The 21,019-nt window shown below is 41.1% G+C and carries 21 protein-coding genes and 1 riboswitch; of the genes, 8 read left to right on the top strand and 13 right to left on the bottom strand.

Annotation, left to right across the window (positions count from 1 at the left end):
• Positions 1–69: 69 nt before the first annotated feature.
• Positions 70–1,350, bottom strand: a complete 1,281-nt coding sequence (locus DXB58_RS26130; RefSeq protein ID WP_004306892.1) for an O-acetylhomoserine aminocarboxypropyltransferase/cysteine synthase family protein — start codon at positions 1,348–1,350, stop codon at positions 70–72.
• Positions 1,351–1,479: 129 nt separating this feature from the next.
• Between DXB58_RS26130 and DXB58_RS26125 the strand changes: the two genes are divergently transcribed.
• A complete protein-coding gene (locus DXB58_RS26125) occupies positions 1,480–2,544 on the top strand; it encodes an N-acetylmuramoyl-L-alanine amidase (protein WP_122138743.1) in 1,065 nt (354 codons plus the stop codon).
• A 609-nt stretch (positions 2,545–3,153) separates the two neighbouring features.
• On the opposite strand, the gene DXB58_RS26120 is transcribed toward DXB58_RS26125, so the two are convergent.
• The 3 genes from DXB58_RS26120 to accC are packed head-to-tail and all read right to left on the bottom strand — an operon-like array spanning position 3,154 to position 6,755.
• Entirely contained in the window at positions 3,154–4,689 is a 1,536-nt protein-coding gene (locus DXB58_RS26120; RefSeq protein WP_122138742.1) for an acyl-CoA carboxylase subunit beta, read from the bottom strand.
• 19 nt (positions 4,690–4,708) lie between these two features.
• Positions 4,709–5,218, bottom strand: a complete 510-nt coding sequence (locus DXB58_RS26115) for an acetyl-CoA carboxylase biotin carboxyl carrier protein subunit (protein ID WP_008650400.1) — start codon at positions 5,216–5,218, stop codon at positions 4,709–4,711.
• A 22-nt stretch (positions 5,219–5,240) separates the two neighbouring features.
• Positions 5,241–6,755, bottom strand: coding sequence for an acetyl-CoA carboxylase biotin carboxylase subunit (accC, locus tag DXB58_RS26110; RefSeq protein WP_122138741.1), 1,515 nt, complete (start codon positions 6,753–6,755; stop codon positions 5,241–5,243).
• A gap of 131 nt (positions 6,756–6,886) precedes the next feature.
• Positions 6,887–7,091: riboswitch (cobalamin riboswitch) on the bottom strand.
• 170 nt (positions 7,092–7,261) lie between these two features.
• On the opposite strand from accC, the gene DXB58_RS26105 reads away from it, so the two are divergent.
• From DXB58_RS26105 to DXB58_RS26095, 3 genes are all read left to right on the top strand, one after another.
• Positions 7,262–7,585, top strand: coding sequence for a co-chaperone YbbN (locus DXB58_RS26105; RefSeq protein WP_004296832.1), 324 nt, complete (start codon positions 7,262–7,264; stop codon positions 7,583–7,585).
• 248 nt (positions 7,586–7,833) lie between these two features.
• Positions 7,834–8,151, top strand: a complete 318-nt coding sequence (locus DXB58_RS26100; protein ID WP_007766544.1) for a type II toxin-antitoxin system RelE/ParE family toxin — start codon at positions 7,834–7,836, stop codon at positions 8,149–8,151.
• 7 nt (positions 8,152–8,158) lie between these two features.
• Positions 8,159–8,473: a HigA family addiction module antitoxin gene (locus tag DXB58_RS26095; RefSeq protein ID WP_007766540.1), complete on the top strand. Its 315-nt coding sequence runs from the start codon at positions 8,159–8,161 to the stop codon at positions 8,471–8,473.
• Between the two features lies 1 nt (position 8,474).
• On the opposite strand, the gene pncB is transcribed toward DXB58_RS26095, so the two are convergent.
• From pncB to DXB58_RS26060, 7 genes are all read right to left on the bottom strand, one after another.
• Complete coding sequence (gene pncB, locus DXB58_RS26090; RefSeq protein WP_122138740.1) at positions 8,475–9,641, bottom strand: nicotinate phosphoribosyltransferase; 1,167 nt, start codon at positions 9,639–9,641, stop codon at positions 8,475–8,477.
• A gap of 170 nt (positions 9,642–9,811) precedes the next feature.
• On the bottom strand, positions 9,812–10,342 hold the full coding sequence (locus tag DXB58_RS26085; protein ID WP_004306897.1) for a hypothetical protein: 531 nt from the start codon (positions 10,340–10,342) through the stop codon (positions 9,812–9,814).
• A gap of 44 nt (positions 10,343–10,386) precedes the next feature.
• Entirely contained in the window at positions 10,387–11,112 is a 726-nt protein-coding gene (locus tag DXB58_RS26080; RefSeq protein ID WP_122138739.1) for a hypothetical protein, read from the bottom strand.
• A gap of 4 nt (positions 11,113–11,116) precedes the next feature.
• The gene (locus tag DXB58_RS26075; RefSeq protein ID WP_122138738.1) at positions 11,117–11,722 is read right to left on the bottom strand and encodes a TetR/AcrR family transcriptional regulator; all 606 of its coding nucleotides are present in this window, start codon (positions 11,720–11,722) and stop codon (positions 11,117–11,119) included.
• Positions 11,723–11,859: 137 nt separating this feature from the next.
• Complete coding sequence (locus DXB58_RS26070; protein ID WP_004296838.1) at positions 11,860–12,639, bottom strand: SDR family NAD(P)-dependent oxidoreductase; 780 nt, start codon at positions 12,637–12,639, stop codon at positions 11,860–11,862.
• 372 nt (positions 12,640–13,011) lie between these two features.
• The gene (locus tag DXB58_RS26065) at positions 13,012–13,950 is read right to left on the bottom strand and encodes a DUF1848 domain-containing protein (RefSeq protein ID WP_074638245.1); all 939 of its coding nucleotides are present in this window, start codon (positions 13,948–13,950) and stop codon (positions 13,012–13,014) included.
• Positions 13,951–14,261: 311 nt separating this feature from the next.
• A complete protein-coding gene (locus tag DXB58_RS26060) occupies positions 14,262–14,588 on the bottom strand; it encodes a cupin domain-containing protein (RefSeq protein WP_008998716.1) in 327 nt (108 codons plus the stop codon).
• A gap of 122 nt (positions 14,589–14,710) precedes the next feature.
• On the opposite strand from DXB58_RS26060, the gene DXB58_RS26055 reads away from it, so the two are divergent.
• From DXB58_RS26055 to DXB58_RS26045, 3 genes are all read left to right on the top strand, one after another.
• Entirely contained in the window at positions 14,711–15,580 is an 870-nt protein-coding gene (locus DXB58_RS26055) for a hypothetical protein (RefSeq protein WP_004296841.1), read from the top strand.
• Positions 15,581–15,731: 151 nt separating this feature from the next.
• Positions 15,732–16,535 (top strand): helix-turn-helix domain-containing protein, encoded by an 804-nt coding sequence (locus DXB58_RS26050; protein WP_074559089.1) that lies wholly within the window; start codon positions 15,732–15,734, stop codon positions 16,533–16,535.
• Between the two features lie 94 nt (positions 16,536–16,629).
• Positions 16,630–17,001 carry a VOC family protein gene (locus tag DXB58_RS26045; protein ID WP_004296844.1) on the top strand — a complete coding sequence of 124 codons (372 nt, stop codon included), beginning with the start codon at positions 16,630–16,632 and terminating at the stop codon, positions 16,999–17,001.
• 64 nt (positions 17,002–17,065) lie between these two features.
• Here DXB58_RS26045 and DXB58_RS26040 read toward each other — a convergent pair whose 3' ends face one another.
• The gene (locus DXB58_RS26040; protein ID WP_004296845.1) at positions 17,066–17,923 is read right to left on the bottom strand and encodes a GyrI-like domain-containing protein; all 858 of its coding nucleotides are present in this window, start codon (positions 17,921–17,923) and stop codon (positions 17,066–17,068) included.
• 311 nt (positions 17,924–18,234) lie between these two features.
• Here DXB58_RS26040 and DXB58_RS26035 point away from each other — a divergent pair, with 311 nt between their 5' ends.
• Positions 18,235–18,459: a winged helix-turn-helix domain-containing protein gene (locus DXB58_RS26035; protein ID WP_004296847.1), complete on the top strand. Its 225-nt coding sequence runs from the start codon at positions 18,235–18,237 to the stop codon at positions 18,457–18,459.
• 263 nt (positions 18,460–18,722) lie between these two features.
• On the opposite strand, the gene DXB58_RS26030 is transcribed toward DXB58_RS26035, so the two are convergent.
• Entirely contained in the window at positions 18,723–19,829 is a 1,107-nt protein-coding gene (locus DXB58_RS26030) for an AAA family ATPase (protein ID WP_122138737.1), read from the bottom strand.
• Positions 19,830–21,019 lie beyond the last annotated feature (1,190 nt).

The raw sequence follows: 21,019 nt of genomic DNA, 5'->3' as shown, positions 1-21,019 counted from the left end.
GCGAAAGTAGGAAGAAAACTACTTCGTTTTCCTCCTACTCGATTATGGTTTCATACCTTTATGGCATCCTTATGCGTTCAATGCTTGTTCGATATCAGCAATAATATCATCTGCATTTTCGATACCTACCGATAGACGGATCAAGTCCGGGCGTACACCAGCTTCCATCAGTTGCTCATCTGTCAACTGGCGGTGAGTATGGCTCGCCGGATGGAGCACGCAACTGCGTGCATCCGCCACGTGAGTAACGATCGCAATGAATTCCAGTGAATCCATAAACTTGATAGATACGTCACGTCCGCCTTTTAGTCCGAAGGAGATGACTCCGCAGGAACCGTTCGGCATATATTTCTGTGCAAGGCTGTAATATTTATTGTCCGGCAGTCCGCAATAGTTTACCCAGGCAACTTTCTCATTTTTAGAAAGATATTCAGCTACTTTCTGCGCATTACGGCAGTGTTGAGGCATACGCAGGTGCAACGTTTCAAGTCCCAGATTCAATAAGAAAGAATTTTGCGGGCTTTGGATGCTGCCGAGGTCACGCATCAGTTGGGCAGTTGCTTTGGTGATATAAGCACCTTTGCCGAATGCTTTTGTATAAGTCAGTCCGTGGTATGACTCGTCCGGAGTACAAAGTCCCGGGAATTTTTCAGCATGAGCATCCCAGTCAAAATTACCGCTGTCTACGATACAGCCACCTACGCTTGTAGCGTGTCCGTCCATGTATTTGGTAGTAGAATGAACCACGATGTCAGCTCCCCATTCAAATGGACGGCAGTTGATCGGAGTCGGGAAAGTGTTGTCAACAATCAAGGGAACCCCGTGACTGTGTGCGATACGTGCGAACTTTTCAATATCCAATACTTCAAGAGAAGGGTTGGAAATCGTTTCACCGAATAAAGCTTTTGTATTCGGTTTGAAAGCTGCAGAAATTTCTTCTTCGCTGGCATCCGGATTAACGAAAGTCACATCGATGCCTAGCTTTTTCATGGTCACGCCAAACAGGTTGAACGTACCTCCGTAAATAGCGGAAGAGCAAACAAAGTGATCTCCTGCCTGACAGATATTAAAAATGGCATAGAAGTTGGCAGCCTGACCGCTGGAAGTCAGCATAGCGGCTACACCACCTTCAAGAGCGGCAATTTTGGCGGCAACAGCGTCATTCGTTGGATTTTGCAGGCGGGTATAAAAGTAGCCACTGTCTTCCAGGTCGAACAGGCGGGCCATCTGCTCGCTGGTATCGTATTTGAAAGTTGTACTTTGATAGATGGGCAATACGCGTGGTTCGCCTTTTTTAGGCGTCCATCCTGCCTGTACACACAGGGTTTCCGGTTTGAATTGTTTTGCCATAATGTTATCGGGTTTTAATGTTTTATTTCAAAAAATGTTTTAATGCTGCAAAAGTAGGGAAAATAATTGTATTTTTGCCCTGTTTATGAGTGAAATGATACTCTTGCGAAGGAGATAGTTAATGTAGTTATGAAAAATAAACTCTATATTCTTTTATTCTTAGCTTTTCTTTTTTCGGGCACAACTCTTTGGGCACAGCAGAAGGCAACTCCGAAGGCGGGTGAAGGCATCTCTTCTTTTCTGTTGAGGCACAACCGCTCTCCGAAGAAGTATTACGACGACTTTATTGAGCTGAATAAACAGAAACTGGGAAAGAACAATGTGCTTAAAGTGGGTGTGACGTATGTTATTCCTCCGGTAAAGAAATCGACAACTACTCCTGCCAAGAATACAACTTCCGAAAGCACAGGGACAAAGCAATCATCTTCAAAAGCTAAATCGACAAAAATAGGAACCACTATCAACGAACCTTTGTTTGGAAAGCAACTGGCTGATGTGAAAGTCACTTCCAACCGTCTTGCCGGTGCTTGCTTCTATGTGGTCAGCGGACATGGAGGGCCTGATCCGGGTGCTATCGGGAAAGTTGGTAAATACGAATTGCACGAAGATGAATACGCTTATGATATTGCCCTCCGTCTGGCACGTAACCTGATGCAGGAAGGAGCCGAAGTCCGTATCATCATTCAAGATGCTAAAGATGGTATCCGTGATGATTCGTACCTGTCAAACAGTAAACGGGAGACTTGTATGGGCGATCCAATTCCTTTGAATCAGGTGCAACGCTTACAGCAACGCTGCGATAAAATAAACGCCCTTTATCGGAAAGACCGTAAGAACTACTCTTATTGCAGGGCAATTTTTATTCATATCGATAGCCGTAGTAAGGGAAAACAAACGGATGTCTTTTTCTATTATTCGAATAAAAAGGGAGAAAGCAAACGATTGGCGAATAATATGAAAAATACGTTTGAGTCAAAGTACGATAAGCATCAACCCAACCGGGGCTTTTCCGGCACAGTAAGCGGGCGTAACTTATACGTGCTTTCCCATACCACTCCCGCTTCCGTCTTTGTGGAGTTGGGTAATATCCAGAATACGTTCGATCAGCGTCGGCTGGTGATGAATTCCAATCGTCAGGCACTCGCCAAATGGCTGATGGAAGGCTTCCTGAAAGACTACAAGGAGAAAAAATAACATTTTTACTTCTCCTTTCGTGAACAAAATAAAAATCTGAATGTTTTATATATGCAAATCGCCTGATGGCTACTTGTAGGTATGCGAATATATATAGGCTAGTGAATATGCCTCCCCGGCATAACAGGAAGATTGCATAGTAGTTTTGTCGTGTTTTATTTTGTGTTTGTGTTGTGACGGTGCTGCGATGTGAATCGGGGTGCCGTTTTTTTCGTTTCTCTTGAATTCGTTAAAGAGCGCGTTATTTCATTTTCTTATCATATTATTGAATAAAATCTTATCAATCCTGTGAACAAAATCCGGAAACGTATGTTATTTATTGTGCAAATCGCCTGATAAAGCTTCTTATGCGTATGCGAATATAGATAAGTCAAGCAAGATATGCCTCCCCGGCATGACAGGAAGATTGCATAGTAGTTTTGTCGTGTTTTATTTTGTGTTTGTGTTGTGACGGTGCTGCGATGTGAATCGAGGTGCCGTTTTTTTTGTCACATATAAAAAACGGCAGGCTTACAAATAAGAAACGAGCTTACAAATCTCCTAAAGTATATCATAGAATCTCTGCAAGCTCGTTTTATGAGTGGTGCTTTTGCGCACCTTATCTAGTTGTTATAAAGGCATATTACCATGCTTCTTGGGCGGGTTTGTCTGCATCTTATTTTCCGTCATTTCCAGTGCCTGAATCAGACGTTTGCGAGTCTGTCTCGGATAAATGATTTCGTCAATATATCCCAGCTCGGCAGCCTGATACGGAGTAGCAAACTTTTCTTTGTAGGCTTCCAGTTCCTTGGCCTTTGTTGCTTCGTCAGCTTTGCGGAACAGGATATTGATGGCGCCGTCCGCACCCATTACTGCAATTTCTGCACTTGGGTAAGCGAAGTTCACGTCAGCTCCGGTCTGCTTGGAGTTCATTACGATATAAGCACCACCGTAAGCTTTGCGGGTAATCACTGTCAGTTTGGGAACAGTGGCTTCTGCAAATGCATAAACTATTTTTGCACCGTGACGGATGATACCATTGTTTTCCTGTGTATATCCCGGAAGGAATCCCGGAACATCTTCGAATGTAATCAATGGAATATTGAAGCAATCGCAGAAACGGATAAAACGGCTTGCTTTGTCGCTGGCGTCAATATCGAGAACACCGGCAAGATAAGCTGGCTGATTCGCTACGATACCTACCGAACGACCTGCCATACGGGCAAAGCCAATGATAATATTCTTAGCAAAGTTCGGCATCACTTCGAAGAAATAACCATTGTCTATAACGCGTTCGATAATGTCTTTCATGTCATACGGTACGTTCGGATCTATCGGAACGATGGTATCCAGAGAAGCATCTTCACGGTTTGTTTCGTCAGTGCAAGGTTGTTTCTTGGCTTCATCCATATTATTCTGCGGTAAGAAAGAAAGCAGTTCACGGATGCTCATCAGCAATTCTTCTTCGGTATTGCACATAAAGTGAGTCACACCGCTCTTGCTGCTATGTGTCATTGCGCCACCCAGCTCTTCTTTACTTACTTCCTCATGAATCACAGTTTTTACTACATCCGGACCAGTCACAAACATGTGACTTTTTTCTTTCACCATAAAGATGAAATCGGTCAGGGCAGGAGAGTAGCAGGCACCTCCGGCGCAAGGACCCAGGATTGCCGAAATCTGTGGAATCACACCGCTGGCCATTGTATTCTGATAGAAAATATCAGCATAACCGGAAAGGCTCTCGATCCCTTCCTGGATACGTGCACCGCCCGAATCATTCAAAGCGATAATCGGGGCACCGTTCTTCAATGCAAGTTGTTGTACTTTCACAATCTTTTTAGCATTGGAAGCTGACAGTGAGCCGCCATATACCGTAAAGTCATAAGCGTAAACAAACACCTGGCGACCGTCCACCTTTCCGTAACCGGATACGATACCATCTCCCGGAATTTTGTTCTTATCCATACCGTAGTTCGTACAACGGTGAACCATCAACTTATCCAGTTCAACGAAAGTACCCTTATCGAGTAACATCTCGATACGTTCGCGGGCAGTCATTTTACCGCTTTCATGTTGCTTCTCTATTTTATCAACGCCTCCGCCAAGAGAAGCGATGCGGTCACGTTCCTCGAACGTGGCGTATGCTTTATTTATTTCTTCCATAATGCAATCCGTTCTTATATTATGCAATCGGTTCTAATGTTATTAATGTCTGTTCGCCGGTTATGCTATCACCTTCTTGAACCAGAATTTCTTTAATGCGGCAATCCGAAGTCACTTTGTAGTTGCTCTGCATCTTCATAGCTTCGATAACGATGGCAGTATCTCCCGCTTTCATTTCCTGACCGGCTACAACAGGTATTTTCACTACCTTGCCCGGCATCGGAGAAATGATGCAGTCGTTCTGTTCCTCTTCCCCTTTCTTGCGCATCCGCAGATATTTTGCCTGACTGTCCACAATTTCTACATTGAAACTGCTATAATGCGTATTCACTTTATAGCTTTTCCCGTTATCACGGCGAATCAGCTGTGCATTCGAACTGCGTCCGTCCATCAAGATGTTGCAAGTGCCGTTTTCCGCCATCACTACGTCTGCTTCAAACGGTTTTCCATCAATGGTAAGCACCACCTTGTTATCTTCCTTGCTGACCAACTCTACTTCGGCCACACGGTTTCCTATATGAATTTCCATAATTGAATTCTCTTTGTTAAAATTAGATTCTCAACACTCCCTTGTGCAGTCCGAACTCTTTCCATTTGCTGATAGGACGGTTGTCGGTAGCCATACCACTGTTGTTCTCTTCGAGGTTCATCAGGTAGTCTATATAGGCGGCAATCAAAGCAATATTTTCGGAATGTTCGCTGGTGCGCATGATGCGTTGTTGCAGATACTCGCCGTTCTTGGCGATGAATCCTGTATCATAGTGACCTTCCACGAAATCGGGAGTGTCCATGATGGCACGCAGATAGCTGATATTGTTTTTCACACCGGTCAACTTATATTCGTGGAGTACGCGGCGCATCCGCTCGATAGCGTATTCGCGGTTGGTAGCCCACACAATCAGTTTACCGATCATCGGGTCGTAGTAGATTGGAATTTCATATCCCTCGTACACATAACTGTCGATACGTACACCGATACTGTTCGGCTCTGTAATCTGTTTGATGATACCGGGGCTCGGCATGAAATTCATTTCTGTATCTTCGGCACAAATACGACATTCAATAGCGTGTCCGCGTTGCTGGATATTTTCTTGTTTCAGTTGAAGCACTTGTCCGTCGGCAACTTTAATCTGCTCTTTCACCAAATCTACTCCAATCACTTCTTCTGTAATCGGATGCTCCACCTGTAAACGGGTGTTCATCTCAAGGAAATAATAGTTGCGGTGTTTGTCAACAAGAAATTCGATAGTACCCGCACCGATGTAGTTCACCGCTTTAGCCGCAGCTACCGCCTTTTCACCCATATCTTTTCGTAGTTCGGGAGTGACGAAAACCGAAGGAGTCTCCTCTACAATTTTCTGGTTACGGCGTTGTACGGAACATTCGCGTTCGCACAGATGAATGACATTTCCATGCTTGTCACCAAGAATCTGGAACTCGATGTGATGAGGCTCTTCAACGAACTTCTCCAGATAAACCGTGTCGTCGCCAAAAGAAGACAACGATTCGCTCTTGGCAGTGGTATAAGCTTCTTCCACTTCCTCGGCACTGTGGATGAGGCGCATACCCTTTCCACCGCCGCCCATAGAAGCTTTCAGCATCACCGGATATCCGATCTTATTGCAAAGCTCTATGGCTTCTTCCACACTTTTCAAATTGTCTTGTGTGCCGGGAACAACGGGTACTCCTGCCTCGATCATTTTGATACGGGCAGCAATTTTATCCCCCATGGCTTCCATTGTTTCCGGATTAGGTCCGATAAAGATGATTCCTTCTTCCTGACATCGACGGGCGAAGGTAGCATTCTCGGACAAGAAGCCGTAACCCGGATGGATGGCGTCCGCATGAGCTGCTTTCGCCACTTCGATGATTTTTTCTATATTCAGATAACTCTCTTTGGATGCTGCCGGCCCTACGCAATAAGCTTCGTCTGCATAAAGCACGTGCTTCGCGGTCCGGTCTGCTTCGGAAAAGATAGCGATACTCGTTATCTCCATCTCCCGGCAGGAGCGCATCACCCTTACGGCAATTTCACCGCGATTGGCTACTAAGATTTTTTTTATCATACTTTTTTCAATTAAGTACATACTTATTAATGTCTTCCTATCTAATGGACATACTCCACCCGACGAAAAACAGTATTTTTTTGATTTGGGGCTTAACAAGTGATGCTCTTTCTCCTAACCCACGAGGAGGGGAGCGTCTTACACAAAATGGCAGGTCTTCTGACTGACTCTTGTCTTATTTGCCTTCCCGATTAACATCAGTGGCGTTAAATTAGTTCAATTATAAGACATTGAACAGAGCTTCACAGCAGCGGGACTGTCCGGGACTTACACCCGATTCCCTATTAATCGTCGTCCGTTGGATACGGATTCTGAACCATTTCGGGGGGCAAAGATAAATAAATATTAAATAAGATGTTCCTTTTTTGCACGAAAGTTTCATTTTTGTGCAATGCTTGTCTTTAAAACGGATTCTTTAATTAGTGTGTAACCTTGCTACTTTTCTAAACTATATTTCTCCTGATATTGTTAGGTTGATAATAATTAATAAAAAAGGAGATATTCGTATGAAAGAAAAGAAAATAGCTCGTGAAGAAAGAAATCAGGAGAAACTGGCTAACGGTGATTGGGTAATGGCAGAGTTTTATGCAACGTGGTGTCCTCATTGCCAACGTATGAAACCGGTTGTTGAAGAATTTAAGAAACTGATGGAGGGAACATTGGAAGTGGTATTGGTAGACATCGACCAGGAACCTGCCCTTACAGATTTCTATACGGTTGAGTCGACTCCTACCTTTATTCTTTTTAGAAAAGGACAACAGCTTTGGAGACAATCCGGCGAATTACCTTTGGAAAGACTGGAAAGAGCAGTGAAAGGATTCAAATCCTGAAAGGTTTGGATCTGATTGCCATAGCTTTTATTACTATAGTCACAGATAGTATAGAATAAGAACATACCTGCAGCATTTTTTTATTAATACTGCTATGAATAGAGTTGTGTTGATTAAGGTGATAGCAAGTTTTATCTATTAGCTTTCGGACTTTGGCCAAGTTTGATAGAATTGCTATCATTATATCCACTTTTTTAGTGTATTCTGAAAAAAACTGCTATCTTTGTACTGTCGTAATAAGTAGAGAAATGGTTATTGAGTTTGAAAAGGAATATCTTTCAGAACTTTATTATGAAGGTAAATGTAGCGATAAGAAGCATCGTTTTCAACCTCAAGTAATAAGGAATTATGTGAAGCGAATTGTCATTTTGGCTGAAGCGTTGAATGTAGAAGCACTTTATCCTTTGAATTCGTTGAATTATGAAGTCTTGACGGGGGTTAAAAAAGGTATTTCATCTATTCGGATCGATAAACAATATCGACTGGAATTTAAAATATCGACTACGGATTCCGAACCCATCATAACTATTTGTTCTATAATCGACATAACGAATCATTATAAATAAGAATAGTATGTCTAATTTAGGGTATTCTTTTGTTCCAATACATCCGGGAGAGATTATAAAAGAAGAATTACAATCTCGTGGAATATCGCAGAAACGATTTGCAGAGGTGGTAGGAGTGTCGTATACGATGCTGAATGATATATTGAATGGGCGTCGTCCTGTATCTACGGATTTTGCTTTGTTGATTGAAGCTGCTACCGATATAAATGCGGAGTTGCTGGTGAACATGCAGACAAGATATAATATGCAAATTGCCCGAAAGGATAAGAATGTTATGGCGCATTTGGAGAACTTACGGAAAATATGTGCAACATTGTTATAATTTAGTTGAGTCGTAACTCATACAGGCAAGCCTGTACCTCTTCAAGGCTGCCGGTATGTTTTCCTTCATCATCAGACAGTTTGATACATTCTCTCCATTCCTGATTGACATTCATCTTACATTGTGTCAGTTTCATCACGATGTTCGAAGGCTCGAATCCGGTATCATTGGTAAGGTTGGTACCGATTCCGAAAGAGCAGCGTATTTTGTTCTGGCAGTATTCCTGAATATCCAATGCCTTTGTAAAGTCGAGGGCATTGCTGAAAACGATGGTTTTGGTCGTCGCATCAATTCCCAACTCTTTATAACGGGCAACCAGCTTGTCGATAAACTCAAACTCATTACCGGAATCGCAACGCACTCCGTCAAATAGTTTAGCCTGTTTGCGGCTAAGGTTACTAAGGAAGATACCGGAAGTATATGTATCGGAAAGTGCGATACCCAAATCCCCGTCATAAACATTCACCCAGTTTTCGAGTGCCATATAGTTGGCATGTTTATATCCGAACTGTGCTCCGTGAAACATAAACCATTCATGTGGATGAGTCCCCATCATTTTCATTCCATATTTCATTGCAAAGTTACAGTTGGAAGTTCCGGTGCAATAATGTGCCGTCTCGTTCAGCTTCTTGATAACCGTTTCCTGCACATCAATGGAGAATCTTCTCCGTGTGCCGAATTCGGAAAAGCGGAGCTGATGTTGATTCGATAATTCTATTTTCTCCGATAGCTTGCAAAGAATCTCGTTCATGTCTGCCACATTGCCAAAGAAACGGTTTTTGATTTCAGAGACAATCGCGAGCAAAGGCACTTCATACAGCGTCACTTTATAGAGCAAATCAGTTACCTCAATGTGAAGATGACAGGCTTCATCCAGATGAATATCAATCTTATTCGGGTCGAAACGAAAAGAAGATAACCACTCCCAGTAGACCCTTGGAAGGAATCTGCAGTTTTTCGTCATATATTCCAGCTCCTCTTCCGTAAACCTCAACTGACTAAGATTCTTAATCTCTGTCTTGAGTGCCTTCAGGAAATCTTCGGTATATTGAGTTTCATTCCGGTCGTTGAAACTAAACGTGCCCATTGCATAGGGAAACAGTTTGATATAAGCATACGATGTGGTAAACTTATAAAGATCGGTATCTAGTAATGTCTTAACAATCATTTCGTTCGCTCTTTATATTTTATAACGTCGTAAAGTTAGTATTTGTTGAATAATATAACGACTTAATCATTAATAATTATGCCTTTTTTTTATTCGAGGGGAATAAAGCCAGGATCTGAATATATATTCTGTTCGCAATGGCAAATTCCTTATCTCTTATTATAGTTACCTCAATAAGTCAAGCCGATTTTCAGCGTAATGGAATGGTGCGACAATTCTTCCTTAAACGTCGTATGGAAATACGGATCTTCCTGTTTCTTTGTCCGTTCCAGTTTCTGGAGTTCATAACCTGCCATCAAATTCAGTTTAAATTTCCGGTTGACCTTAAATTGTGCACCGATGGAAGGAGAGAGGTAAAAGCCTCCGTTTGCTTCTCTGTCTGTGGCAAAAGACCCACCGATATGACATTCCAGATAAGGAGTCAGTCTCCTGGGCTTCGTTATATAAAATTGCGCACTGGCATAAAGCGGAATGAGCAACTTCTCATAAACAGAAAGTCCGCTACCCGCACCGATGGCAAACCGTTGACTGATGTGGTAATGACTGACGATTTGCCAGTTGAAAGGCGTGTAAGAAGGCTGATTCATAGAAAAACCTGTCCCGATATATGTAGTGTAAGAGAGACGTCTGCTGTCTGTTTGTCCGTCGGCACATATAGTGATGAAAGATAGCAGCGCAAAGATGAATATAAATTTCTTCATAATGATGCAAGGATAGAGTCTGATAATACGATGGTTAGCTGCTGCTATTGCACATACACGGTTATGCTTTTAACGATATGCAATGCAGTTGTGAGTGAAGAAGTGTCTCTGGTAAGATCTCCATTACTTCCATCCGGGCTGCTGTGTCCGATCAGTTTGGCTGTAAATTCTTTCTTGCCGGAAGTCAAATCTACTTCTGCTGCGTAGACAAGGGCAGGCTGTCCGCTCCCTTCTTTTCCACCGGAGTAATTGGCGTCTCCTTCTTTGGCCGATTTCGGATATGCATCATTGAAATCTGTAGAATGATTGATTTCAATTTTGACTATAAACTTCTTCTGTTTTCCGGTTGGCGACATCTTCACATTAAAACTACCTTTCGGAGTAGCTCCGCTGATACCGTCCGTCAACGGTTTCTTTTTGCTAGGAAGATATAACCCGTCTTCATATTGGACTCCCCGCTGATAACACCAATGCGGCAGCGCTTCCTTTCGGCGGTTACCGCCGGAGGCTTGCCAGGATTGAGTGGCTATTTTGTGTGTCACATACACGGTGGACAGATAATTCCCTTCCATGTCTTCAGCCCAGATTGCAATCTGGGGCGGATTTTTGATGTTGATGCCTAGAAACAAAGGAAAATTATGCAACCACTCTTCCCCTTTTTCAATAGATATTTTAAGATCGTTACTGTCGTATTCTACTAAGTCCCGGTTGCATCCACTATTTATCAATAGAGAAAGAAACCATATTCCCATTATTGTCATTTTATTCATTTGATTAGAGTTGTTTTTGTAACCAGAGGTCTACTAATAGATTGATGCCTTCTTCCAATTCCTCCCAGCCGCTTTCCTGCTGAATCTTGAGGCCGTTGTAGACCGGGCAGTTTTCTTCGAGCAATGCCAGATAACTGATGGCTGCGGTGATGATGGAAGCCATAGCGGCAATCTCTTTTTTCGGATGTTTTGAAAGTCTGCTGACTGCCTCTACCAACCAGATTCCTTTCTCTTCCCGTTTGTTGCGCAACTCTTTCACAAACTTATTGTCGGTTGTCAGTTCCCAGCGATACAGGCGTTTCAATGTATAATTCTCCCGTAACCGCATGATTTGTCTTTTGAACATCTGCTTGATAAATGCGGCTAAATGAGCCTGATCCGGTAACTCTTCATCGAAATTAATCCAATAGTCGTTCTGCTGAATGTAGGCTGCTATCAGTCCATCCAGCGAATTGAAATAACGGTAGATAAGCATTTTTGAAACTTTGGCCTTGGCTGCTACCGCATTGATCCCCAACCCCTCGAAACCACTTTCTTCAATGATGTCGTTAACGGCTTTAATCAGGGTCATTTCCGTAGCCTGTCTGTTTTTAGTAATCTCTTTTTCCATACTTTGATACTTTTGTTACTGACTGGTCACAAAGATATGTTTCCTATCGGTAACATCAAGGAAAAAGAGATTATTTTTTGTAATGGTTGCCGGTTGATAACCTATCATCTTTACCGATAATACGTTATCCGGTCGTTTTATGATAACGCCACTGTCGGATTATGAACGGTCAGTCCGCCATCCACCACAATCGTTTGTCCGGTGATGTATCTGGCATCGTTCGAAGCCAGAAAAGCGATGGTAGCTGCAACATCCTCCGGTTCTCCTAAATAAGGAGTGGCACATTGACCGAGGAAGATATTACGTACATCCTCATTCAGGTTGTCCAATGCAGCGGGAGTAAGTACCAGTCCCGGAGCTACGGCGTTGCAACGGATGTTTTTCTTTCCCATTTGAGTAGCGATATATTTCGTCAGGTTGATGACACCCGCTTTGCTGGCGCCGTATAAAGTGCCGTTGGCATCAGCCGTAAGTCCGCTTATGGAAGCTACGTTGACAATGTTCCCGCCACCATTGGCAGTCATGATAGGAATGACTTGTTGGGAAAGATACATCGTGCAGCAGAGATTCAGGTGGAATGCTTCGTCAAAGTAGTTGATGTCCAGCTTTTCGATGCTAAGGTCACGTTTGGGATCAGTTCCTCCTACATTATTAATCAGTACGTCTATTCTTTGATATTCATTCATGGAAAAATCAATCAATTCTTTGCAACTCTGGAGTTCGGTGGCGGAAAAATAGACATGACGCACGTCAGCCCCTGCGTGCGTGAGTTCGTTGGCAAGCTGCTCCGCTCTTTTCTCGGAATGGTCAGCGATGACTACTTTGCCTCCTTCGGAGACAATGCGGCGTGTGGTTGCTTCGCCGATACCACCGGCGGCACCGGTGATGACAACTACTTTATTTTCGAATCTGTTCATATAATGGGAATTTGATGGTTACCTTCTATTAGAAACAGCTGGCAGAGGAATTTGTTAGCCCTCATAAACTCTCTTTAATAAGATAAGGTGTTCGATTCGAAAACTTTTGCATCTTTTCCAGTTTTACGCTCTGATTATTTAAGAAAACTGTTAAATGTTAATGCCTGGCCGCTCATTTGTTAATACGGCTCTGATTCTATTAAACCATGTTATAAGATACGCTGCTTTGGCCTCAAAATTTGGAGATAACCGAAAAGTCCGTATCTTTGTACTGTGTTTTTCATAGTATTAGATTTAAGGTTAACAAAAGATTGGCTGTCTGGGATAGATAGCCTTTTTTTATGCCTGTAAGCCAACTGCAGACCGAAGAGATTAAAACAACGAATATTGGTTATCCCGCAGGCTTTTCATCTCCCGTTCCTTTACGATATCATCTTCGGATAAATGGCCGATGAGTAGCGGTGAGTTTTTATCATGTTTCCTCCTATTATATACTGCCGTGTTATAATTGCCTTTGATGGCATAACAATAAATACATCCGTTCAGGCAACTTTCATAAGTTCCGATATCAATGCTTTCAATGCAGTTGCAGATGTTACGCTGGTTTTTATCCTTTTGGGCGAGGATAGGATAACCGATGATCTTTTCTATCAGATCCTTATCAATACACAGGCCGCTCGGAATACCTAAATGTCTTAAATCCACTTTTACAGTACAAGTATCCAGCTGTATGTCGGGATAAACGTCGATAGTTTTTTTAAAGGAGACAGCCATTTCTTCTATTTCCTCTTGAGTTAGCGGATGGATGTTGAATGACCGTACAGAGTTCCGGATATGCTGGTAATGATCTATGAATCCCAGCATACATTTGGCAGTGTGGTCTTTGAGTCCGTCGGCAATCCGGGCAAATGCTTCCTGGTGGAAAGAAACATTGTATTCCTCGTTCGTCAGTATCGGATCATATCTCCAGATCACCCTTTCCCTGCCGATTTTATCAGCCAGCTTTTTAAAGGTATCCATTCGTTTATCGATGGAGGGCAAATGATTTTCCAGCTTTTCTCCGTAGGGGTTAAGTGTAAATTGGAAGTAATAGTTGTAATCCTGCAATTTCTCCAGTTGGTTGAGCATAGGTGCCGGGTTCTTGGTCCAGAAAACAAAGCAATCTACTACAGCAGGAGATAGAGAGACCTTGCTAATCATTTTCGGATGATATGGATTGGGCACTAATACATATCCTTCTTTAATCCGGTTGAAAAACCACTGGGAATAGAATGCCGGAATATCTGTCCGGCGGCTGGCACTGATTATCATAGTTCAAAGTTACAAAAAAAAGACGATGTTGTTTCAATGATTCCCTCTTTTTTGTATTCTTACTTACCCAAGAAGTAACTTGTGTGAATGAATATGTTAAATGTTAACGTGTGAAGTGTGAAATGTTAATACGCTTCCCAGAGTATTAAACCCTGTTATAATATGGGCTGTTTAGGCTCTAAAATTTGCTATTTACCTGAAATATGGTACCTTTGTACAGTGTTTTTTTCATAAGTATTAGATTTAAGGTTAACAAAAGATTGGTTGCTCGTGATGAGTAGCCATTTTTTGTTTTTATACACTATGATTGTTTATTCCTTAATCATAGTCAACAGCATCTTAAATCTCTCCACTGCTGTAAGGGCATGCGGCGCATTCGCCGGAAATACGATACTTTCTCCTGCTTTTACTGTGAACAGAGTTCCGTTTACAGTAATATTCGCTACCCCTTCCAATACCTGCACGAGCGCATCAAACGGGGCACGATGTTCGCTTAACCCTTCTCCTTTGTCGAAAGAAAATAAAGTGATATTTCCTGCCGGACTTTTGATTAACTGTTTGCTGATAACGCCTCCTTCAGTATATTCAATGAGAGAAGCCAAATGGAGCACAACTCCTTTTTGAAATGATTGTTCCATATTTGTTTTATTTTTAAGTTAATATCATATAGAGAACACTTTTCGAATATGCATTGTTTGTCTATAACAAAAAACGATTTTTATTGTTATAGTACGAAAGACTCAATAAACTAACCATTATTATGAAGAAGAATATCTTATTGTTTGGAGCACTGATAGGTGCTTTCTTATTGGTTTCCTGTTCGGGAGGAAACAAGAAACAGGCTGCGTCCTCCGTCACTCCGGAGGAATTGGATAATGCCAGTAAAGTGATAAACTATTATCATACATCGCTCATCGTGTTGAGGCATGTAGCTAATGCAAAAGACGTAAATGCGGTCTTGGGATATATGGAACAGACAGGAAAAGTACCTGAAGTATCTCCGATAGCACCGCCTGAAGTATCTGCCAGAGACACTGCGGAATTGATGGATCCGGGAGATTACTTTAATATACAAGTCCGTCAGAATCTGAAGCAGAGTTATAGAGGACTTTTCAGTGCACGGGCGCAATTCTATGATAATTTTAATAAGTTTCTCTCTTACAAGCAGGCCAAAGAGACAGCCAAGGCTGGCAAGCTCTTGGATGAAAACTATCGGCTAAGTGTAGAAATGTCCGAATATAAACAAGTGATTTTTGATATTCTAAGCCCTCTCACGGAACAGGCTGAAAAAGAACTTCTTGCCGACGAACCGTTGAAAGATCAAATCATGGCTATGCGTAAGATGTCCGGCACTGTGCAAAGCATAATGAATCTTTATTCCCGCAAACATGTACTGGAGGGTGCTCGCATTGATGTGAAGATGGCAGAATTGAAGAAAGAACTCGAAGCTGCAAAGAAACTTCCTGCTGTCACAGGCTATGATGAAGAGCAAAAGAATTATTATAGCTTCCTGTCTTCTGTGGAATCGTTTATGAAAGATATGCAGAAAGCAAGAGATAAAGGCGCATATTCCGATGCAGATTACAATGCGATGTCGGAAGCCTACGAATATGGACTTTCCGTTATCTAAAGAATTCTTTCTCTGTTTGAATGAGTTGCAATCATGCTTCTTCAAGCAGAGGATGCTTTTTTAATTAAGTAAAGAAGTCCTTTTTTTACTATCCCCTTTTAAACAGGAGTTTTACTTTTGCATTTGGATTAAGAAATAATATCTTTGTTATATGCAATCATTTCAATTGATAAAACCCTGTTTTGCCCTGGCTCCCTATATACGGCATTACTGGATATTGCAAGACGACTCAATAGCTCCTGTCTCCGAACGGACTCTGCCTATTGGCTGTATGCAACTGGTATTCCATAAAGGGAAACAACTTCTTTTGTTGGGTGAGTCGGAGCTGCAACCCCAATCCTTTATTTCCGGACAATCGGTCGGTTTCTCGGATGTGATGTCTACAGGCAGGATAGAGATGATTACTGTTGTTTTTCAACCTTATGCAGTAAAAGCATTGTTTCACATACCCAGTCATTTATTCCGCGGGCAAACTGTAGATACCGATGCGATGGAAGATGTAGAACTGTCGGATTTAGTGAAACAGGTCACGGATACTTCTGATAATGCAGTTTGTATTCGGTTGATAGAGCGGTTTTTTCTTCGTCGTTTATACACTCTTCCCGAGTATAATCTCAAGCGGATGTCTGCTGTCTTTCATGAAATAAACCTCCGGCCGCAAATCAACATTTCTCATTTGTCGGAAACAGCCTGTTTGAGCAGTAAGCAGTTTGGGCGTATCTTCGCCGATTATGTCGGCACTACTCCCAAGGAATTTATTCGTATTATCCGTATGCAACGGGCGTTATCCATGCTGCAACAGGATGCTACCATCCCTTTTGTACAAGTGGCTTATGAATGTGGCTTTTCCGATCAGTCTCACATGATAAAGGAATTCAAACTCTTTTCCGGTTATACCCCTGCGGAGTATCTTTCTGTATGCGCCCCTTATTCCGATTATTTCTCTGAACTCTAAAGATGTCTCTTTTTTCCTATCGGGCTTCCTCGTGTTACTCTACTTTTGCAATGTCTTTGCAAAGGCTTAGTAGTAACTATAAAAAAGAAACGAGATGAAAAAATTAATTGCATTTTTTGAGATTCCTGCTACCGATTTCCGTCGGGCTGTCGATTTTTATGAAACTGTGTTGGGTGTGCAACTTCCGACTTTTGAATGTGAAACAGAGAAAATGGCTTGTTTCACGGAAGAAGGTGAAACTGTCGGTGCTATTTCTTATGCTTCAAATTTCGACTTTCTTCCTTCAACGCATGGCGTACTTATCCATTTCAACTGTGAGGATATTGAACAAACATTGGAAAAAGTGCTTCTGAAAGGAGGGAAAGTTGTCATTCCCAAAACAAAGATTGAGGCAGACGATAAAGGATGGTTTGCCGTATTCACGGATAGTGAAGGAAACAGGATTGGCGTCTATGCTGAAAAATAACAGGTAGGGAAGAGGGAACAGCCTGTCTGGAAGTGACTGCTGTTCCTTCGTCCTCTTATCCGGATTATTCTACCGGAATATAGATCTCCGTCAACAACTCTTCGGGGGGAGTGTCACATGGATTGTTCAGATAGCGTTCAGCACTGGCTTCATCACGTATCGTACATTCCATTTCGGGCAGATACTTTCCGTAAATCGTATCGTATACAGCTTGCAGATTGTCATACGGCCCTTTATAAAGGAAAATAGCATAACGTCCGGCTGGGATAACCTTGAACCCCACATCACTTTTGGGGGCAACCTTTACAGGCATTACCATGCATACATCTGTACGCAGTTTCTCGGCTGGCGTCACTTTCGGATCATCGTGGTAGATGCAAAGCGGGCTGAAATCTCCCATCGGCAGTTTTTGTTCTTTGATGAATTGGAATAAACGGCCCCAAGTGCCGCCGTAATCATTCAGTTTGTAGTCGCCTGTAAGGCGGATATAAATCACATTCCGTTCCGAGACATTTCTGATCTCTTTTTTTAGTTCCAGGTCTGGCCTGATAATCGCTGGTTTCATAATTACAAAGTTTTTATTGTTTCTATATTCTAAAGGTGAAATGCCATAAAATTGCTTGAACACTTTCGATAATGAAGAAGGGGATGCGTAACCAATCCGGTAGGCGATGTCAGCAATCGGAATATCCGAGTAGCGGAGTAGGCGTGCGGCAGCTTCTGTCCGCGTCCGGACAATAAACGTACCAATCGGTTCACCGAGAAAAGCTTTCATGATCCGGTGAAAGTAAAAAGGAGAAAAGTTTGAAATTCTGGCCAGAGATTTTAAATCAATATCTTCTCCTAAATGTTGGATGATGTATTCCACTACAACATTTACGCACTTTTGATATTCCTCTTTCGTTGTTTTTTTCTGTTGCATAACTAATTTTGGTATTTCACTTCGCAAAGGTATTGGTAAAAAAGCGAAATGACTTGTCCGATATTGCGGAAATGTCAACTTTCTATTTTCTTTCTATGGTTGCCCTATACCTGTTTTGAGAATTTATTTTGATATATAATGTACCTTACAGTGGTGTTATGGTGTGAACCATGACCAAATTTTTAACCGTTAATTGCGAAATTGATTTTCTTGTTTTAAATAATGTCAAAAACTAAAATAAAAAAGCCGGTTTTGTTATAAACTATTATTAAAATGATTATATTGTAACCGAATTATTAATAAAAATAGCCATGGATAAAACAATTGTAGGGAACAATGCCGGAAAGGTCTGGTATGCCCTGAAAGAAATTGGTGAAATTTCAATACCTGAATTGGCGAGAAGATTAAACCTAAGCGTAGAAAGTACAGCATTGGCCGCCGGTTGGTTGGCACGAGAGAACAAAATTTGTATCCAACGGAAAAATGGATTAATTGCTTTATCTGATGAAAGCGCTTTTCCCTTCAGCTTTGGATAATAGCAGGTTTTGTGAGTGAATATCTTTGAAGTTCCGTTAACTTATAAGTAAGAATATGTCCGTATAAGGTATCACAAGTTAAGTTTGAACTTAAGAAGTTTTATATTTAAAAGAGTTGCTCAATAATAGGGCAACTCTTTTAACGTATAATAAACGTATAAAAATGTCGAATCGTGTCCGGATGTAGATAAAATTTATATACTTGTATTTCACAATAATAATTGCCAGTTTTTTCTCTGGCAATTCTATTCCGGAGAATATCTTTAGAATCCTACCCGTTTTCTTCCCTGGGAGAAATCCATTCCTTCGTAATTATAGATTTCAGCCAGTGTCATGGGGTGTGTCTGTTCGGGAATATCCAGGCTTTCTTCCTTGATTAGTTGATTAACCTTATCAGTAGTCAGGTCTTTAAACTCGTACCGGGCAGCCAGACGTCCTTTTCTAAGCAATGCTTCGTCGATATCTTTTAATGGAGCATTAAAGGTGCAGATAAATTTGATACACAATTCATCGCTCAATAGCCCGTCACTAATATTCAGTATGTTGACTAAGCCGGCATTCATACGGTTGCCTCCGTTGCGGCTTGATAATAGTTCTTCGCAATCCTCTACGATGAAGATAGAATTTTTTTGTTGGCGGATGAAAGTGATAAAGCTCGGATCCGAAAGTTTATCTACCAGGTCTCCACTCATATAGATCATTCTCTTTTTTCCAAGATTGATAAGGTGGCGGATATAAGTCGTTTTTCCTGTACCCTGTTTTCCATGCAAAATGATTAATCCGCTTTTGTTGTCCTCCAGCAGAAAGTTTTCGATCTCGGCAGCTACGGGAACAAAATCATCGTTATAGTGACGATCAATCTGAATAGCAGGTTTATTAACTTGCGATTGTTTCAGGCTGAAGTAGTTATGAGAGTATGTTACTATAAATAGATTGTTAAGTTTCTCATTTTCCTTCTTGTGGTTTTCGCAAATCTGATTGATCTGATTGATTTCCTCCTTGTCGATATTGGAATAGACAATCTTTACGCAATTATCAAAATAGCCGATCATCAAATTCTTTTTGCAGATGACGATACAGTCGTATAACTCTTTTGTAGATGTATTATCTTCTTCTTCCTCCTCTTCTTCTTTTTCATTTTCAAAATGATTGCAGTACACATGCTCGAATATATCGAACGCGTCATCTTGCTGATAAAGTTCCTTGATTTCTTTCAGAAAATCCTGGTTTACTTTATATTTTACCATTTTCATGGAAGGGAATCGTTTGAATATCTGATAGAATAGACTACAAATGCTACTGTCGCTGAACCATCCTGTGGAGTAATCAAAAATATCTGTGAAATCTGCGAGTGTGTATTCTTTACTCATTTTTTCTTTTTATATAAATAGAATGGCAAAGGTACGAAATAAATCTATGATATGAACTGAACCGATTTATCATTTTCTCGAAAAACATAGGTGTGGATAGTTTCCTGTATTTATATCAAAGCTCCTGCAAATGATTTTTCATTTTCATTTCTCATGTTCTCATAATATATGTGATAACAATCTTCAAATCAGTTATATAATGCTATGAGAAATAAAAGAGGAAAGGGTATTTCTCATAGTATTACCAGCATTTTGTCCACAAAACATAGTATTTCTCATAGCTTTTCAAGGCATTTCTCATAATCTTTCGTAGGGCAAGGAGGCTAATTGATTGTAATAGGCTCAATGCTACATATTCAGTTATGCATTGATTAATAATATATTATAAAGCGTTTATGAAAGTGTATGGAGTAGATATTCTCATGTTTTCCTACCGGTATCTGAATCGTTCCACTAGAGTGGAAAGGTCTGTTCACTAGAGTGGATAGAACCGTTCACTCCAGTGTAACGATCTGTTCACTAGAGTGCAACGATACGAATAGTGGTAGGAAGAAATAACAATGATTAGGGAAAAACATAAAGGTATAAGGTGAATAACATACAGGAAAGCAGTAAATAGCAAGAAGTTGCTTAATAAAACTGAAGAAGGAAAGGGGTAATCGTAAATCCGGCAAAAGTCTGGAAAAACTACAGTTATACTGTATGAGAAATGAGTAAAATGTATAGACGGAGTATGAGAATAAGATGAGAAAAGGTTTAAAAGCTATGAGAAATGCTCTATTTTACGGACTAAATCACGGAACAGCTATGAGAAATGCCCTTTTGTGTTTTATTTCTCATAGTATTATCTGTTTGATTTACAGATGATTATTATGTATATTATGAGAATATGAGAAATGAAAAAGAAAAATCCTTTTCAGTAAACCGAAGATTCTACGTATCATTCTCATACCAGTATCATATTAATGAATCAAACTAAGGAATGGAATCCACTATAAAACCACTATCCTTATATCTATCTTTCTTTCCTCTTATTTTAATGAACTGATTCTTTAATTGCTCCCTAATACAAACTGATTCCCGGCACACCTACGCGCCCGCGTGTGATATAATAATGTGTATCCCTCTCGTCGTTTCCGCACACAATCTGCCCATACATAAAAAATATGTTCTACAACATCGTTATGCAT

Source organism: Bacteroides sp. OM05-10AA, assembly GCF_003439055.1.
In the GTDB taxonomy this organism is placed as follows: domain Bacteria; phylum Bacteroidota; class Bacteroidia; order Bacteroidales; family Bacteroidaceae; genus Bacteroides; species Bacteroides intestinigallinarum.
Note: the sequence above shows the minus strand (reverse complement) of the source record. Positions and strands in the feature narration are given on the sequence as shown.

Bases quoted from the DNA above. Each gene is read 5' to 3' on its own strand.
- DXB58_RS26130 (WP_004306892.1), bottom strand. From the start codon at position 1,350: ATGGCAAAACAATTCAAACCGGAAACCCTGTGTGTACAGGCAGGATGG.
- DXB58_RS26125 (WP_122138743.1), top strand. From the start codon at position 1,480: ATGAAAAATAAACTCTATATTCTTTTATTCTTAGCTTTTCTTTTTTCG.
- DXB58_RS26120 (WP_122138742.1), bottom strand. From the start codon at position 4,689: ATGGAAGAAATAAATAAAGCATACGCCACGTTCGAGGAACGTGACCGC.
- DXB58_RS26115 (WP_008650400.1), bottom strand. From the start codon at position 5,218: ATGGAAATTCATATAGGAAACCGTGTGGCCGAAGTAGAGTTGGTCAGC.
- accC (WP_122138741.1), bottom strand. From the start codon at position 6,755: ATGATAAAAAAAATCTTAGTAGCCAATCGCGGTGAAATTGCCGTAAGG.
- DXB58_RS26105 (WP_004296832.1), top strand. From the start codon at position 7,262: ATGAAAGAAAAGAAAATAGCTCGTGAAGAAAGAAATCAGGAGAAACTG.
- DXB58_RS26100 (WP_007766544.1), top strand. From the start codon at position 7,834: ATGGTTATTGAGTTTGAAAAGGAATATCTTTCAGAACTTTATTATGAA.
- DXB58_RS26095 (WP_007766540.1), top strand. From the start codon at position 8,159: ATGTCTAATTTAGGGTATTCTTTTGTTCCAATACATCCGGGAGAGATT.
- pncB (WP_122138740.1), bottom strand. From the start codon at position 9,641: ATGATTGTTAAGACATTACTAGATACCGATCTTTATAAGTTTACCACA.
- DXB58_RS26085 (WP_004306897.1), bottom strand. From the start codon at position 10,342: ATGAAGAAATTTATATTCATCTTTGCGCTGCTATCTTTCATCACTATA.
- DXB58_RS26080 (WP_122138739.1), bottom strand. From the start codon at position 11,112: ATGAATAAAATGACAATAATGGGAATATGGTTTCTTTCTCTATTGATA.
- DXB58_RS26075 (WP_122138738.1), bottom strand. From the start codon at position 11,722: ATGGAAAAAGAGATTACTAAAAACAGACAGGCTACGGAAATGACCCTG.
- DXB58_RS26070 (WP_004296838.1), bottom strand. From the start codon at position 12,639: ATGAACAGATTCGAAAATAAAGTAGTTGTCATCACCGGTGCCGCCGGT.
- DXB58_RS26065 (WP_074638245.1), bottom strand. From the start codon at position 13,950: ATGATAATCAGTGCCAGCCGCCGGACAGATATTCCGGCATTCTATTCC.
- DXB58_RS26060 (WP_008998716.1), bottom strand. From the start codon at position 14,588: ATGGAACAATCATTTCAAAAAGGAGTTGTGCTCCATTTGGCTTCTCTC.
- DXB58_RS26055 (WP_004296841.1), top strand. From the start codon at position 14,711: ATGAAGAAGAATATCTTATTGTTTGGAGCACTGATAGGTGCTTTCTTA.
- DXB58_RS26050 (WP_074559089.1), top strand. From the start codon at position 15,732: ATGCAATCATTTCAATTGATAAAACCCTGTTTTGCCCTGGCTCCCTAT.
- DXB58_RS26045 (WP_004296844.1), top strand. From the start codon at position 16,630: ATGAAAAAATTAATTGCATTTTTTGAGATTCCTGCTACCGATTTCCGT.
- DXB58_RS26040 (WP_004296845.1), bottom strand. From the start codon at position 17,923: ATGCAACAGAAAAAAACAACGAAAGAGGAATATCAAAAGTGCGTAAAT.
- DXB58_RS26035 (WP_004296847.1), top strand. From the start codon at position 18,235: ATGGATAAAACAATTGTAGGGAACAATGCCGGAAAGGTCTGGTATGCC.
- DXB58_RS26030 (WP_122138737.1), bottom strand. From the start codon at position 19,829: ATGAGTAAAGAATACACACTCGCAGATTTCACAGATATTTTTGATTAC.